This window comes from Acinetobacter sp. GQ146 (genome assembly GCF_059758585.1).
Map to the genome: position 1 here is coordinate 212,555 of NZ_JCAXDV010000003.1, position 15,230 is coordinate 227,784.

At 45.5% G+C, this 15,230-nt stretch carries 12 protein-coding genes and 2 tRNA genes; 8 read left to right on the forward strand and 6 right to left on the reverse strand.

What is annotated here, in order from left to right:
* Together AC6CHI_RS07035 and AC6CHI_RS07040 are read left to right on the forward strand one after the other, a co-directional pair.
* Entirely contained in the window at nucleotides 1-1,248 is a 1,248-nt protein-coding gene (locus tag AC6CHI_RS07035; RefSeq protein ID WP_498120309.1) for an efflux RND transporter periplasmic adaptor subunit, read from the forward strand.
* Entirely contained in the window at nucleotides 1,238-4,429 is a 3,192-nt protein-coding gene (locus tag AC6CHI_RS07040) for an efflux RND transporter permease subunit (protein ID WP_498120311.1), read from the forward strand. Before AC6CHI_RS07035 ends, AC6CHI_RS07040 begins: the two co-directional genes overlap by 11 nt.
* Nucleotides 4,430-4,474: 45 nt before the next feature.
* Here AC6CHI_RS07040 and AC6CHI_RS07045 read toward each other — a convergent pair whose 3' ends face one another.
* Complete coding sequence (locus tag AC6CHI_RS07045) at nucleotides 4,475-5,323, reverse strand: DUF4198 domain-containing protein (RefSeq protein WP_498120313.1); 849 nt, start codon at nucleotides 5,321-5,323, stop codon at nucleotides 4,475-4,477.
* Between the two features lie 83 nt (nucleotides 5,324-5,406).
* On the opposite strand from AC6CHI_RS07045, the gene AC6CHI_RS07050 reads away from it, so the two are divergent.
* Nucleotides 5,407-6,378, forward strand: a complete 972-nt coding sequence (locus AC6CHI_RS07050; RefSeq protein WP_498120315.1) for a cation diffusion facilitator family transporter — start codon at nucleotides 5,407-5,409, stop codon at nucleotides 6,376-6,378.
* A gap of 22 nt (nucleotides 6,379-6,400) precedes the next feature.
* Here the strand turns inward: AC6CHI_RS07050 and AC6CHI_RS07055 are convergent, their stop codons facing one another.
* From AC6CHI_RS07055 to AC6CHI_RS07075, 5 genes are all read right to left on the reverse strand, one after another.
* A complete protein-coding gene (locus AC6CHI_RS07055; protein WP_498120317.1) occupies nucleotides 6,401-6,742 on the reverse strand; it encodes a hypothetical protein in 342 nt (113 codons plus the stop codon).
* Between the two features lie 135 nt (nucleotides 6,743-6,877).
* Nucleotides 6,878-6,953, reverse strand: a tRNA-Glu gene (locus AC6CHI_RS07060).
* Nucleotides 6,954-6,983: 30 nt separating this feature from the next.
* Nucleotides 6,984-7,059: transfer RNA gene (locus tag AC6CHI_RS07065), tRNA-Ala, on the reverse strand.
* Between the two features lie 57 nt (nucleotides 7,060-7,116).
* Nucleotides 7,117-8,625, reverse strand: coding sequence for a glutamate--tRNA ligase (gltX, locus tag AC6CHI_RS07070; protein ID WP_458891763.1), 1,509 nt, complete (start codon nucleotides 8,623-8,625; stop codon nucleotides 7,117-7,119).
* A gap of 126 nt (nucleotides 8,626-8,751) precedes the next feature.
* Nucleotides 8,752-9,048 carry a hypothetical protein gene (locus tag AC6CHI_RS07075; RefSeq protein ID WP_458891762.1) on the reverse strand — a complete coding sequence of 99 codons (297 nt, stop codon included), beginning with the start codon at nucleotides 9,046-9,048 and terminating at the stop codon, nucleotides 8,752-8,754.
* Between the two features lie 403 nt (nucleotides 9,049-9,451).
* Between AC6CHI_RS07075 and AC6CHI_RS07080 the strand changes: the two genes are divergently transcribed.
* From AC6CHI_RS07080 to AC6CHI_RS07100, 5 genes are all read left to right on the forward strand, one after another.
* The gene (locus tag AC6CHI_RS07080; protein ID WP_498120319.1) at nucleotides 9,452-10,453 is read left to right on the forward strand and encodes a sulfate ABC transporter substrate-binding protein; all 1,002 of its coding nucleotides are present in this window, start codon (nucleotides 9,452-9,454) and stop codon (nucleotides 10,451-10,453) included.
* A gap of 175 nt (nucleotides 10,454-10,628) precedes the next feature.
* A complete protein-coding gene (gene rsmH, locus AC6CHI_RS07085) occupies nucleotides 10,629-11,540 on the forward strand; it encodes a 16S rRNA (cytosine(1402)-N(4))-methyltransferase RsmH (protein ID WP_458891760.1) in 912 nt (303 codons plus the stop codon).
* An 81-nt stretch (nucleotides 11,541-11,621) separates the two neighbouring features.
* Nucleotides 11,622-11,885, forward strand: a complete 264-nt coding sequence (gene ftsL / locus AC6CHI_RS07090; protein ID WP_458891966.1) for a cell division protein FtsL — start codon at nucleotides 11,622-11,624, stop codon at nucleotides 11,883-11,885.
* A gap of 12 nt (nucleotides 11,886-11,897) precedes the next feature.
* Nucleotides 11,898-13,721 carry a penicillin-binding protein PBP3 gene (gene ftsI, locus AC6CHI_RS07095; RefSeq protein ID WP_458891759.1) on the forward strand — a complete coding sequence of 608 codons (1,824 nt, stop codon included), beginning with the start codon at nucleotides 11,898-11,900 and terminating at the stop codon, nucleotides 13,719-13,721.
* 10 nt (nucleotides 13,722-13,731) lie between these two features.
* Entirely contained in the window at nucleotides 13,732-15,225 is a 1,494-nt protein-coding gene (locus AC6CHI_RS07100) for a UDP-N-acetylmuramoyl-L-alanyl-D-glutamate--2,6-diaminopimelate ligase (RefSeq protein ID WP_498120321.1), read from the forward strand.
* Nucleotides 15,226-15,230 lie beyond the last annotated feature (5 nt).

A 15,230-nucleotide genomic window follows, 5' to 3' on the forward strand; every position in this document is an offset into this window, starting at 1 on the left:
ATGTTGAATTTACAAAATAAGCTGAAAAATCAACAGGGGCAAATCTCCCAAAAGCTTTTGATTGTGCTGGCCATTGGCATCACGGTATTGGGGTCTATCGGGGTTTTATTCATGAAAGAAAAGCCGTCTACAACTGAAGATGAACATGGGCATACCGAAGGCGGTGAGCATGCTGAGCAAGGTGAACATCAGGAAGAGGAGGAGCATGAGGCTGCGATTGAATTAAGCGCCCAACAACTAACGGAACAAGGCATTCAACTGGCGGTGGCAGAATTAGGTCCTGTACTAAAATCGACGTCCTATCCAGCCAAGCTGGTGCTGAATACTGATCGTCAAGCGCATGTTGCACCAGCTTTTGCTGGACATGTAGAGGCGGTCTATGTGGAATTGGGTCAGCAGGTGCGTAAAGGTCAGGCGCTGGCCAGTCTGTTGGTACCCGATTTAGTCGATCAACAAGCCAATTTACAAGCCGAGCAAGCCAATTTGGACCTGGCACGTCAGGACTACGAGCGCGAGAAAAAACTGTGGAACGAGGGGATTTCGGCTAAACAGGATTATCAGCGTGCTTATCATGCTTTTCAGCAGGCGCAGATTCAGGTGCGTGCCACGCGTGCTCGTTTATCAGCCTTAGGCGCGCAAACCAGTAGCCAAGGGCGTTATGTACTGACGGCACCAATTGCAGGGGTCATCAGTCAAAAAGATTTGGTCTTGGGCGAAAATGTGCAACTGGCAGATCAATTATTTGTGATTGATCAGCTGGATCAGTTATGGCTGGAATTTATTGCACCGAGTAGTGAATTTGCTGAAATTATGCCGAATCAAAGCATTACCTTTAAATCTCTACAAACGGGCAATCAATTTAAAGCGCGAATTCAAAGTCTAAATAGCCAAGCCGATGAACAAACGGGGCGCTTACAGGTCCGCGCCAAAGTTTTATCTACAGCATCCGAATTACGTCCCAATTTAATGGTCAATGTCCTGTTAGAGCAGCAGCAAGCCCAACAAGGTTTACGTATTTTGGCGCGTGCGGTACAGAAAGTGAAAGACCAAGATCATGTCTTTGTGGCCAAGCAGCATGGACAAAAGCTTGAATTTATTCCTCAGCCAGTCAAGCTGGGGGCAAGCGCTAGCGATGGTCAATGGATTGAAGTGTTATCTGGGCTAGAGCAAGGGCAAAAATATGCCGCACAAGGCAGCTTTTTACTGAAATCCGAGTTAGAAAAAGGAGAGGCGAATCATGCACACTAATCAGCCTCTTCCACCCGATGCCGATCCAACACAGCAAAGTACGGATGGTCTACCTCAGCCTGAGGACTGGTTTGATCGGATCATTCAGTTTTCCATTCGCAATGCAATTTGGGTCATGCTGTTTGTCGTGACTTGGATTGGCGTTGGCATTTATAGCTATCAACAACTGCCGATTGATGCCGTACCTGACATTACCAACACGCAGGTACAAATTAATACCCAAGCCACTGGTTTTACTGCACTGGAGGTTGAACAACGGATTACCTATCCGATTGAAAATGCGATGGCAGGCTTGCCTGAATTGCAGCAAACCCGTTCCATTTCCCGTTATGGGTTGTCGCAGGTCACTATTATTTTTCAGGATGGTACCGATATTTATTGGGCCAGACAGTTGATTAACCAGCGACTGCAAGAAGCGCAGGCGGAACTTCCTGAGGATATGACACCGACCATGTCCCCCATTTCTACTGGGCTTGGAGAAATTTATCAATGGGTCATTCAGGCGGAACCGAATGCGCGTAAGGCCGATGGAACACCTTATAGCGCCATGGATTTGCGTGAAATTCAAGATTGGATTGTACGGCCGCAGTTGCAACGCGTTGCAGGGGTAGCCGAGATTAACTCTATTGGCGGCTATAACAAAACCTATGTGGTCACGCCTGATTTGCAACGCTTACAACAATTGCAAATCCCGCTGGCGGATTTGCAAGCCGCGTTGACTGAAAACAATGAAAACCGAGGAGCGGGTTTTATTGAGCAGAATGGGCAACAACTGACGGTGCGTGTGCCTGGGACCTTGAATAATCTTGAAGCCATTCAAAATGTCAGCATTGCCACTAAAAACGGATTTCCCATTCGCGTAGCCGATGTCGCGAGCGTGTCGATCGGGCATGATTTACGTACGGGTGCAGCAACCTATAACGGTGAAGAAACCGTATTAGGCATTGCCATGATGATGATGGGGGAGAACAGCCGCAGCGTCGCACAGGCGGTAGATGCCAAACTGCAACAGGTGCAACAGTCTTTGCCCAAAGGGGTGGTGATCGAAACCGTATATGACCGTACCAGTTTGGTCGATCGGGCGATTAAAACGGTCCAGAAAAATCTGGTCGAAGGCGCGATACTGGTCATTGTGATTCTGTTTCTGTTTCTGGGTAACTTTCGCGCTGCCCTGATTACCGCCTGTGTGATTCCGCTTTCAATGCTGTTTACTTTGTCGGGCATGGCAAAACAAAACATCAGTGCCAATTTAATGAGTCTGGGGGCGCTCGATTTTGGCATCATCGTCGATGGTGCCGTGGTGATTGTTGAAAACTGTATTCGCCGATTGGCAGAAGCCCAACATCGACATGGTCGTTTACTGACTCGTGCAGAGCGCTTTCGAGAAGTCTTTTTGGCCGCAAAACAGGCACGACGTCCTTTAATTTTCGGGCAATTGATTATTTTGGTGGTGTATTTCCCAATTTTTGCGTTATCAGGCGTAGAAGCCAAACTGTTTCACCCTATGGCGATGACGGTGGTGTTGGCATTGCTGGGCGCCATGATTCTTTCGATCAGTTTTGTGCCTGCGGCAGTGGCGTTGTGGGTGACGGGTGAGGTTAAGGAGACTGAAAGCCGCTGGATGCTGTGGCTGAAGCAGCAATACACCCGTTTGTTGAATTGGGCGTATGATTTTAAGGCTTTGGTGCTCACGCTTGCATTATGTATTCTGCTGTTCACAGGAGTATTGGCGACGCAGGTCGGCAGTGAATTTGCGCCACAATTAAGTGAAGGTGATTTTGCAGTACAGCAGATGCGTTCTCCGAGTACCGGTTTAGAGCAGTCGCTGCGTATGCAGGAAAATACCGAAAAGTTGCTGTTAAAAGAGTTTCCTGAAATTAAAGCCATTTTTGCCCGTACCGGCACCGCGGAAGTGGCAACCGATGTGATGCCGCCCAATATTTCCGATGCGATTGTGCTATTAAAGCCACGCGAACAATGGCCCGAGCCGAAGCAGAGCTTGGATACGCTGCGTCAACGCATGATTGCTTTTCTGGCAACATTGCCGGGCAATAACAGTGAGTTCTCCCAGCCAATTGAACTACGTTTTAACGAACTGATTTCAGGGGTACGCAGTGATGTCGGTGTTAAAATTTTTGGCGATGACATGCAGGTGCTGAATCAGCAAGCCACAAAAATCGCGCAAAAGATTCAAAGTATTTCCGGGGCAACCGCCGTCAATATCGAGCAAACCAGTGGTTTGCCTTTGCTGAATGTGGAAGTGAATCCTGCACTTGCAGCGCAATATGGACTGTCCGTTAAAGCCATTCAAGATCTGGTCGCCAGCAGTGTCGGAGGGCAAAATGTTGGGCAGATTCTCCAAGGGGATCGACGTTTTGATTTTGTCATACGTTTGGATGATCAGCAGCGTACCCCTCAACATTTGGCGGTGCTGCCGCTGCAAACTGCGAATGGCGGGCTGATTCAACTGCAAGATGTGGCCAAAGTAGACACCATTTTGGGTATTAATCAAGTCAGCCGTGAAGACGGTAAGCGTCGTGTGGTGGTCACAGCCAATGTCGAAGGGCGAGATTTGGGTTCCTTTGTGCAAGAGCTACAAAGTAAATTGGCTGAACAGAATTTACCTGAAGGTTACTGGCTGGATTATGGCGGTCAATTTGAGAATCTGGCTTCTGCGGCAGCACGCATGCAGTTGGTGATTCCTTTGGCTTTAATCACCATCTTTATTTTATTGATGGCAGTCTTCCACAATGTCAAAGAAAGCCTGCTGGTCTTTACTGGCGTGCCGTTTGCACTGTGTGGTGGATTAATTGCCTTGTGGTTACGCGATATTCCACTGTCGATGTCGGCAGGGGTGGGCTTTATTGCCTTATCAGGGGTGGCGGTGCTGAATGGTCTGGTGATGCTGACTTTTATTAAAGAATTGCGTCAGCAGTTCGATGTGTATCATGCCACTTGGCAAGGGGCCATTCTACGCTTACGCCCAGTGCTGATGACTGCGTGTGTGGCCTCTTTGGGCTTTATTCCAATGGCCGTGGCAACAGGCACGGGTGCAGAAGTGCAACGACCTTTAGCCACCGTGGTCATAGGAGGCATTATTTCCTCGACCTTGCTGACGTTGGTGCTGTTGCCCGTGCTTTATCGCTGGATGAATGAAGGCAAACCACGAAACTTAGATTAAAGGGAGCATAACTGCGATGATGCATGTATCGCAGTTATATTTTTCTTAAGATTTGGATGGAGCAACTTGCAGGCTAATGATGGTGTAGTTCTGATTTTTAGGCATTGCTTGAGGATCGATTTTTTCAGTAACTTCCACCAAATATTGACCTGCATGTGGGAAGCTGAAGCGGGCTGTACCATCGGGTTGTACTGCAATATCTTGGGCTTGTGCTTCAGTTGTCCCTTGGGCACGTATAGTTACTTGCGCTGCTGTGAAAGCCAGATGGTCTTTTTTGAGCTGGAGTAGAATACTTTGCTGGGCAACCAATTGGTTTGGATGTGTGTTAAAGCTGACCTGAATGGGTGCAGTGGTGCTGGCTACAGCTGAAGGCGAACTTTTACTGAGATAGGTCTGCAGCGTCCATTCACGCACGGTATCGACTTTCTTTGGTAACTTACCGTTAAAGTCACTGGCAATCACATAATCACGCTCCGTGATAGCAGGCACTTGGTCTGCGGGAACATCTGCGAAGATTTTCCATTGCTGCTGATGTTTGACATATTGAATCGGGTAGGCGGTTTTGGTGTAGAGGGTATAAGTACCCTGTTCAGGTAATGGCAGATGAAAGCTACTCATGGATTTGAGTGCCTGAGCATCCAGCGTGACTTGGGTTTGCTGAGGTTGGATCACCGTTAATTGGATGTCCTTGAGGGCGTATTCAGGTTGTAAGGCTTGTTCGGCATAGCCAGCAATTACAGGAATTTGAGTATTTTCGGTTGTATATGCCAAAGGGGCAATAAAGGGCTCATGGGCGAAGCTTGTGCTGCAAACGCATAGAATGGGGAGGCAGAGCAATGTTTTCATCAAGATTTCACGTGTAGTTTTAATATTGTAAATGATAATTATTTTCATAAACTTTGAAAAGTGAAAAAGTCTTAAACTCCAGTTGAAATAAGACTAAAGTGATAATCAGAAAAATCAAAAGAGGGCGAAAAATGAGTGGATCACATGGGCATGATCATTCACATGCACAAGTCACTGAACAAAATGCCAAAAAATTAAGCTTTGCCTTGGCATTGACCAGCCTGTTTTTAGTGATTGAAGTGGTTGCGGGTTTTATCACGCAAAGTTTGGCCCTGCTGTCTGATGCTGCGCATATGTTTACCGATGCTGCCGCTTTGGCAATTGCATTGGTGGCAATTCGACTCGGCAAACTCCCTGCCGATAATAAACGGACCTTTGGTTATCAACGCCTTGAAATTTTAGCGGCGCTGTTCAATGCCCTGATGCTATTTGTGGTGGCGGTGTATATTTTGTATGAAGCCTATCAGCGTTTTAGCCATCCCCCTGAGATTCAAAGCTTGGGTATGCTGGCTGTGGCGGTAGTGGGGTTAATCATTAACTTAATTTCCATGCGCATTTTATTTTCCAGTGCGCAGGAAAGCCTAAATTTGAAAGGGGCTTACCTCGAAGTGCTGAGTGATGCACTAGGTTCGGTTGGGGTAATCATTGGCGCCATTTTGATTTATTTTACCCAATGGTTTTGGGTGGATACGCTGATTGCGGTCTTGATTGGGTTTTGGGTCTTGCCCCGCACCTGGGTGCTGCTCAAGCAGAGTATTAATATTCTCTTGGAAGGGGTGCCTGAAGAAATTGACATTGAACAATTGCGGAATGATCTGTTGCAGTTGCCAGAAGTTGAAAGTATTCATCAACTAAAAGTCTGGGCCATCAGTTCAAAAAATATTCATCTGACTGTGCATCTCTATGCACCCCAGGCCGATCAGAAAATGTTATATCAGGCAGCCGCAGCGATGTTACAGCGGCAACATGGCATTGCCGAAATGACGCTACAGATTGAAGATGATGAATGTTTGGCACATCGGCATAGTCAGCCACATCTTGAGCATGCCGATCACACTGTACAGTTAGAAGCAGAAGGGCATGATCATTCACACCAGCATTAAGCTGATGTGAACTGGGGGAGATTTAGATTTCCCACTCATGCTCGCATTCGCGGCATTTCCATTTTTTCTGTGATTGCATAAAAGATTGCATGGAAATTTTGAAGTCAGGTAAATCGCGGTAAAACAAGAAGCCTGAAATAACACAAAACACAAAGGCAATGACTGTTGCAATTTGCAAGGTCGAACCAGCACCATCACCAAACAGCCACATGGCAATGCTAATTAAAACCAGCAGTAGCAATACAAAAATTGAGGGAACTAAGAACACCAGACTTTTAGGCACGACAGGACGTGCAGCTGGGGCATTGGCTTGTGCTACAGGCATAATTTTGGGACTTTGGCATTTTGGGCAACGGTATTGCATTTCAGCTCCATCATTTTTATCTGACTTTAGTTTAGCGGAATGTTGGACTGAGCCAAAATATTTCAGATTCTTTTATTGAAGTCAGGTTGTTACGGCAATAAAAAAGCCACTGTTGAACAGTGGCTTTTTTGAATTTGGCGTCCCTACGGGGATTCGAACCCCGGTTACCGCCGTGAAAGGGCGATGTCCTAGGCCTCTAGACGATAGGGACTTATGAGGCAACACAGGTAAAACGATTATTTGGTGGAGTCAAGCGGGATCGAACCGCTGACCTCTACAATGCCATTGTAGCGCTCTACCAACTGAGCTATGACCCCAGTCTGTGTGAGCGCAATATTAGGCATATTCCGATCACACGTCAACTGCTAATTTAATTAAGCTTGTTCAATTGCATCATTTTTCGGCAATTTTAGGCTTTCATTCAGTTTTTCCCAGACTTTTGCTTCTTTTTTGCTCGGAGCGCCAACCACTTCAAGGGCATGACGTAAACGAGCGAAGGTCAAATCAGGGCCTAAAGTCACCATCGCCTGCATGACAGGAGTCGATGAGGTTGAACCTGCAATGGCAATGAAGAACGCAGGCATGAAATCACGCAGTTTGATGTTCATTTGGTTGGCTAAATCCATCAAGATTTGGCTGACCGTGTCATTGTTCCACGTAAACTGGCTTTCTAAGCGCCAGATCGCGAACTGTAGACTTTGACGCACTTGTTCTTCAGTCAATTTCTTGCTTTCAAACTGTTCTTTGCTAATTTGCGGCATATGGTTGAAATAGAAACCAGCCCAATTCACTGCTTCTGACAGTAAGTGAATACGTGGCTGAATTGCAGCTGCGATATCTTCTAAAGTGTTACGGTCACTCTTCCAGCTTAATAGACGATCCAGCAACTGACCCGGTGTCAATGATTTGATCCATTGACCATTCAGCCAGTTGAGTTTTTCCACATCAAAGATTGGACCACCCAAAGAAACACGTTTTACATCAAAGTGTTCCACCATGTCATTTAAAGTAAAGACTTCACGCTCGTCTGGCATAGACCAGCCCATACGCCCTAAGTAGTTCAATAAGGCTTCTGGCAATACCCCGATGTCACGGTAGTAATTGATTGACGTTGGGTTTTTACGTTTAGACAGTTTTGATTTGTCTGGGTTACGCAATAACGGCATATGACACAAGGTTGGCATTTCCCAGCCGAAATATTGGTAAAGTAACTGGTGTTTAGGTGCAGAAGGCAGCCATTCCTCACCACGAAGGACGTGGGTAATTTGCATTAGATGATCGTCGACCACGTTAGCAAGGTGGTAGGTTGGCAATCCGTCTGTTTTTAACAGCACTTGCATGTCGACTTGAGCCCAAGGAATTTCCACTTCGCCACGTAACAAGTCATTGATTTTACATGTACCTTCTTCAGGTACTTTCATGCGAATCACGTGTGGCTCACCCGCTGCAAGGCGACGCTGCACTTCTTCTTGAGTGAGTTTTAAACCACGACCATCGTATTTTGCTGTTTCACCGCGTGCTTGTTGTTCTTCACGCATTTGGTCTAATTCTTCTGCCGTCGCAAAACAATAGAACGCATGTCCTTTTTCCACCAACTCCAAGGCGTATTGCTTATAAATATGCATACGTTCAGATTGGCGATAAGGTGCGTGAGGTCCGCCCACATCTGGTCCCTCAGACCAATTCAGACCTAACCAGCGTAAAGAATCTAAAATCATTTTTTCAGATTCGGGGGTCGAGCGAACTTGATCCGTATCTTCAATACGTAAGATAAATTCACCGCCGTGTTTTTTGGCAAAACACATATTAAATAACGCGATGTAGGCAGTTCCTACATGAGGAAAGCCTGTTGGTGAGGGAGCAATACGGGTACGGATAGTCATAACAATATTTTTCAAAAGGTAAGCTGAGGCTATTATAACGAAAAAGCCCAATCACTTAATGCTTAATTCAACATTTGTGATTGGGCCAGACACCAATTTTAAAGGGGTAAAAATTGGCGGTTTGGATCAAGAATTATTTTGTGGGAAGATCGCTTGCAAAAAACGCGAAAAGCGTTGGTTTTGTGTTGCAAAGAAACTTTGTGTTGGGGCAACTTTAATGGCAGTCAGAACTTTCAAGTTATTGTCTGCTTGTAAATAATTGTCACCTTGCTTTTGCTGATTCAGCGCTTTTTCAATTAAAGACACTTTTTCAGGTGCGACCGTTTTACCCATAGTCGCTTTAATTGCAGCAGTATGACCTGCTTGCGCCACACAACCCAAGCTTAAACTTAAGCAGATGGCTTGAAAATAATGTAAATTCATTTCAATTTCCCCTTTGACCCAACTAGTTGAGAACTATTCTTATAAAATACTGTTCTGCATACTATAGCTACAATTTAAACATCTTTAGAAACCAAAAAGTAGACTTGCGTCACACTTTTTACAAAAAGACAAGAAAATCTAAATGATTTTACTCTGTTGAACGAGAGTGAAAAATTCATGGAGTTGTTGTAACAAATAAATATGAAGACATCATGAAGATTGTAATATTGTGACAGATTTTAGATCATTTCATGACATTTGTTCAGCCTCTTTGGCTATTTGTTTTGCAACATTTTATATATCTAAAAATTAGAAATATTACGACAAATTAAGTATAAGCATATGATTATTAATTAATTTTATTAAAAATATAGTGTTTTAAATAGTAATTTAGAGTCACACAATGCATAAAAATATCGTTGCGATTGGGATCGCGCTTTTAGCAGGGGTTTCTGGGCCAGTCTTTGCGGCAAAAAGTTTTTTAAATGTCTCTTATGATCCCACGCGTGAATTCTACCAAGAATATAACAAAGCATTTGCTCAATACTGGAAGCAGCGTACGGGTCAGGCGATTGCATTCAAGCAATCACACGGCGGGGCGGGCAAGCAGGCACGAGCGGTTGCAACAGGTCTGGAAGCCGATGTTGTGACTTTGGCGCTCGCCAATGATATTGATGAGATTGTGAAAGCGGGGTATATCGATAAAAACTGGCAAAAAGAATTCCCGAATCATTCAGCCCCCTATACTTCAACCGTGGTGTTTTTGGTACGTAAGGGCAATCCTAAAAAAATTAAAGACTGGAATGATTTGGTTAAACCCGGAGTGGAAATTATTACGCCTAATCCGAAAACCGGTGGTGCACCGCGTTGGATTTATCTGGCCGCATGGGGCTATGCCCTGAAACAACCTGGGGGCAATGATGCGAAGGCGCGTGAGTTGGTGAAAAAGCTTTATCGCAATGTCAAAGTATTAGATTCGGGGGCGCGAGGCTCTTTAACTACGTTTGCCGAACGAGGTATCGGGGATGTATTGCTGTCTTGGGAAAATGAAGCTTTGCTGGCGACCAAAGGTTTGGCAAAAGGGCAATTTGAAATTGTTTATCCGTCCATTTCAATTTTGGCAGAGCCTTCGGTCGCGATAGTGGATCAAACCGTCGATAAAAATGGCAATCGTCAGTTAGCCAAAGGCTATTTAAATTACTTGTACTCTCCGAAAGGGCAAGATTTAGCAGCTCAATATTATTTCCGCCCACGCAATGCCCAAGCCGCTACCAAGTATGCAGCCCAATTCCCGAAGCTTAAACTGTTCACCATTGGTGATGTGTTTGGCGGTTGGGCAAAAGCGCAACAAACGCATTTTGTGAATGGCGCGATCTTTGATCAAATTTATAATCAAGCCAATTAATTATCGCTAAAATCAGACAAAAAAGACTCGTCAAGTGGCTTTTGGGGCGTGGACAATACAATAGAAACGGTTTTCTCTATGAAAAGTAATATTTCCCTACAAAAAGACGTTTGGAGCTTTACTAAAACAAGGTAATAATGTGCAGTTAAATTTTTCGTAGTTTGATTGCACTATTATGTCTCATATTTCTGTATTACTTCATGAAACTGTGGATGCCTTATTGGCAGGTCGGAATACAGGGATTTATGTCGATGGCACTTTTGGTCGAGGTGGGCATACTCGCTTATTGCTTTCAAAATTAGATGAAAATTCACAGGTCTACGCCTTTGATAAGGACCCACAAGCCTTGGCGGTTGCAGCAGAACTGGCTGCAGCAGATCCGCGCTTTCATATTATTCATGCCAGCTTTGCCGATTTAAAACAAGAACTCGAAGCCTTGGGCTTGATGCAGGTTGATGGCGTCATGGCCGATTTGGGCGTGTCATCTCCTCAGTTAGATCAGGCAGAGCGCGGTTTTAGCTTTATGCAGGATGGTCCGTTGGACATGCGCATGGATAACTCGCAAGGTCCAACCGCAGCAGAATGGTTGCTGAAGATTGAAGAAGAAGCCTTGGCCAATGTCATTTTTCAGTATGGCGAAGAGCGTTATAGCCGTCGTATTGCCAAAGCGATTAAGGCTGCGGGTCAGATTGACACCACGCGTCAATTGGCTGAAATCGTGAAAGTTGCGCATCCTAAATGGGAAAAAAATAAACACGCGGCAACACGGACATTTCAGGCGATACGTATTGCGATTAATAAAGAATTAGAAGATATTGAAGCTTTCCTCCCTCAAGCAGTTGAGGTGCTTAAGCCTGAAGGTCGTTTGGCAGTGATTAGCTTCCATTCTTTGGAAGATCGCTTGATTAAACAGTTTATTCAAAAAGAATCGACATTGCCTGAAGACACAGGATGGGGTTTACCACAACAACAGCAAGATACCCGTCGTTTAAAGAAAATATCGCGCGTACGTGCCAGCGATGAAGAAGTAAAAGCCAATTCACGTTCCCGTAGTGCTTGGCTTCGTGTTGCGGAACGCTTAGTTTAATAAAGGCGAACAATGAAAACTGAAGCAGTCGAAAAGAAAGCAGAAAAATTGCGGACGAAAAAATATATTACTTATGCCTGCATGCTCATTTTGGTGTTTATCAGCGCAATCATGGTGGTGTTTCAAGTGTTTGAATACCGTCATGATTATCGTGAGCTGAGTTCGTTTATGCGCGAGCGTGATGATCTGAATGCTGAGTGGGGACGTCTGTTGATTGAACAGCAGACGTTTGGCGCTACGGCACAAATCGGCACCCGGGCTGTGACCCAGTTACGGATGTACTCACCCCCGACAGCGCAAACCGTAGTGATTTCTTTACCTATGACTTCAGATGACAATAAATAAGGCTAGCTGTATATGGTAGACAAGCAGATCAAGCAACCACGTAAAAAGCAGCAGTCGATTACGGGAAAAAATGCCATCAGTGTCGAGATGTGGCGTTTTTATTTAATGTGGGCCGTGGTCCTCATGTGTTTTGTGGCACTGGTGGGGCGTGCCTTCTATGTGCAGGTCATCAACCGTGACTTCTTGCAAAATAAAGCCAATGCCAATATTTTGCGCACAGAAAAACTCAAAGCCATGCGGGGTGTGATTTACGATCGTCATGGCGTGCCTTTGGCAATCAGTACCCCTGTGATGAAGGTGGTGATTGACCCACGTGATTATTTTGATAATAAAAAACTATTTGATGAAATTACCGCTGAATTGGCCAATGATCCACATAATCGTAAGTTAAAGCGTCAGTTACCCGATAAGAACTTAAACTTAGACGAGCTGGCAGACGCTGTCGGCATGGATCGTGCCGAACTCAAGAAAAAACTGAATGAACGTCCACGTTCGCGCTACTTGGTGTTGCAAAAAGAAGTTCCTCCGCAGCAGGCGGAACTGATTGAAAAACGTAACTTCCAAGGGGTGTATACTGAGAAAAACTACAAACGTTATTATCCGCAGCCACAACCGAATGCGCAGATTATTGGCTTGACCAATAGTGAAGGGGTCGGGATTGAAGGTCTGGAAATGCAGCTCAATAAGCGTTTGGCAGGTATTGATGGTGAGCAGCAAGTGGTGCGCGATAAAAAAGGCAATCGTGTTAAAGACCCTGAAGTGATTAAAGAAGTCGAGTCTGGCGAAAATATAACCCTGAGTATCGACTCTCGTCTGCAATATATTCTGTATCGTGAACTTACGGCTGCAGGGGTGGCCAATAATGCACGTTCGGCTTCTGCCATTGCCGTAGATGTGAAAACGGGTGAAATCTTGGCGATGACCAGCTGGCCATCCTATAACCCGAATGATAAAAATGGTTTAGCCAACAAAGATGCCATGCGGAACCGTGGTGCAACAGATATGTTTGAACCTGGTTCAACCATGAAACCTTTGACGGTCGCTATGGCGCTGGAAACAGGTAAATATCAGCCTACAACTGTGGTGAATACCTCTCCAGGTTCGATGCGTGTGGGGAATCATACCATCCGTGATACCCACAACTACGGTCAATTGACGCTGGCGGGAATTATCCAAAAATCCTCTAACGTCGGTGTGGCAAAAATTGCCTTGTCTTTGCCGTATTCCACTTTACCGACCTTCTTGAAACGGGTGGGTTTTGGTGAGCGTTCAGCGGTGAAGTTCCCCGGTGAAAGTTCTGGTCTAGTGCTGCCACCAAGCAAGTGGAATGTCTCTGAAGTTGCGACTATGGCTTATGGCTATGGTATTAATGCCACAGTGCTGCAAATGGTGGATGCCTACGCCATGTTGGCCAATCATGGGGTGAAGGTTCCATTAAGTTTGTATAAGTTGGAAGAGCCGCCAAAAGGTCAGCAAATGATTGATCCGAAAATTGCCGATCAAGTCCTGCTGATGATGGAAGCGGTTACCTTGCCGGGGGGGACAGCACGTCAGGCCAATATTCCAGGTTACCGTGTAGCGGGTAAAACAGGAACTGCGCATAAATTACGTGCTGACCGTAAAGGCTATTCGGAAAAAGAATACCGTGCCCTGTTCTCTGGGGTAGCCCCTGTGAGTGATCCTCGCTTGGCTATTTTTGTGGTCGTGGAAAACCCGCAAGGTCAATATTATGGTGGTCTAGTCGCTGCTCCTGTATTTGCTCGTGTGATGCAAGAATCTCTTCGTTTAATGAATGTGCCTTTAGATAAACCTTTAGACACGCCAAAAATCCAGTAATAGGTGCTGAATGTCAATTACATTTCAAGAACTGTATCCTTCTGATCAGATCGCTGGATGGATGAAACAACCTTTCCAAGGTTTTTGCCTAGACAGCCGCTATGTTGAGACTGGACAAATATTTATTGCCTTAAATAGCCTGAGCCAACCTGAAAAAACCGTGCAATTTGCCCAGACAGCAATTGCTAAAGGCGCATTGGCGGTGATTAGTGAAACCGAGTTGGCTGTAGCACCAAGTTTGGTGGTGCCTAACGTACGTCATCTGATGGGGGGTTGGCAAAAGCACTATTTGAATGCGGTCTCTCCGACGCAGGCCTTACAGATTCTCGCGGTGACAGGAACCAATGGTAAGACCACGATTTCACGCTTGGTTGCAGAGTTGCTTATGCTGCAAGGTCAGCCTTGTGCCGTAATGGGTACCACAGGTAATGGAATTCTGCCGAATCTGGAAAGTTCTTCGCATACCACGCTTGATGCACTGCAATTGCAAAATGCCTTGCACAGTTATGCACAACAAGGAGCAAAATTTGCTTCGATTGAAGCCAGTTCACATGGTTTGGAGCAGGGGCGTTTAACAGGCTGTGCGATTGAGATTGCGGCCTATAGTAATTTAAGTCGCGATCATTTGGACTATCACGGTACGCTTGAAGCTTATGCAGAAGCTAAGTCGCTTCTGTTTAAATTTGAGTCTTTAAAAGTGGCTGTGATTAATATGGATGATGAATATGCGCCATTGATGTTGGCTGCTGCAAAATCCAATCCTGCACAACCACAAATTTTGACCTATTCCATGACGCAGGCTGCAGATTATCAAGTGCGTGATATCCAGTATAGCCTGTCAGGCGCACAGTTTAGTCTGCAAACTACGCATGGACAGTTTATGGTGCAAAGTCCTTTGCTGGGACACTTTAATATTGAAAATTTGGTTGCGAGTCTGATCGTTGCAGAACAGGCTGGATTTGACTTGTCACAACTGATTGCCAGTGTCCCGAAGCTGCAAGGTGCCCCAGGGCGCATGCAAGTTATCCGTGATGATGCACGATTATTTGTCGTGGACTATGCCCACACTCCAGATGCTTTGGTGCAGGTACTGCGTACTTTAAAACGCCATGTTGAGCAGCGTTTATGGGCGGTCTTTGGCTGTGGGGGAGATCGTGATCGTGGTAAACGTCCACTGATGACTCAAGCAGCTCTCGAAGGGGCTGATGTCGTATTATTGACGTCTGACAATCCACGCACTGAAAATCCTGAACAGATTTTTGCAGATATGAAAGCGGAGATTGATTTTTCCGGACATGTGGTGCATGAAATTCGTGACCGTCGTGAAGCAATCAAATTTGCAGTACAAACTGCTCAGGCAGGCGATATCGTGGTCATTGCTGGCAAGGGGCACGAAAACTATCAAGAAATTGAAGGTGTACGCCATTGGTTTGATGATGTGATTGAAGTTCAAGCCGCAATAGATGCCCAGCACCATCTCCCTGATTCAGCATATCCTGCGTAATAGGA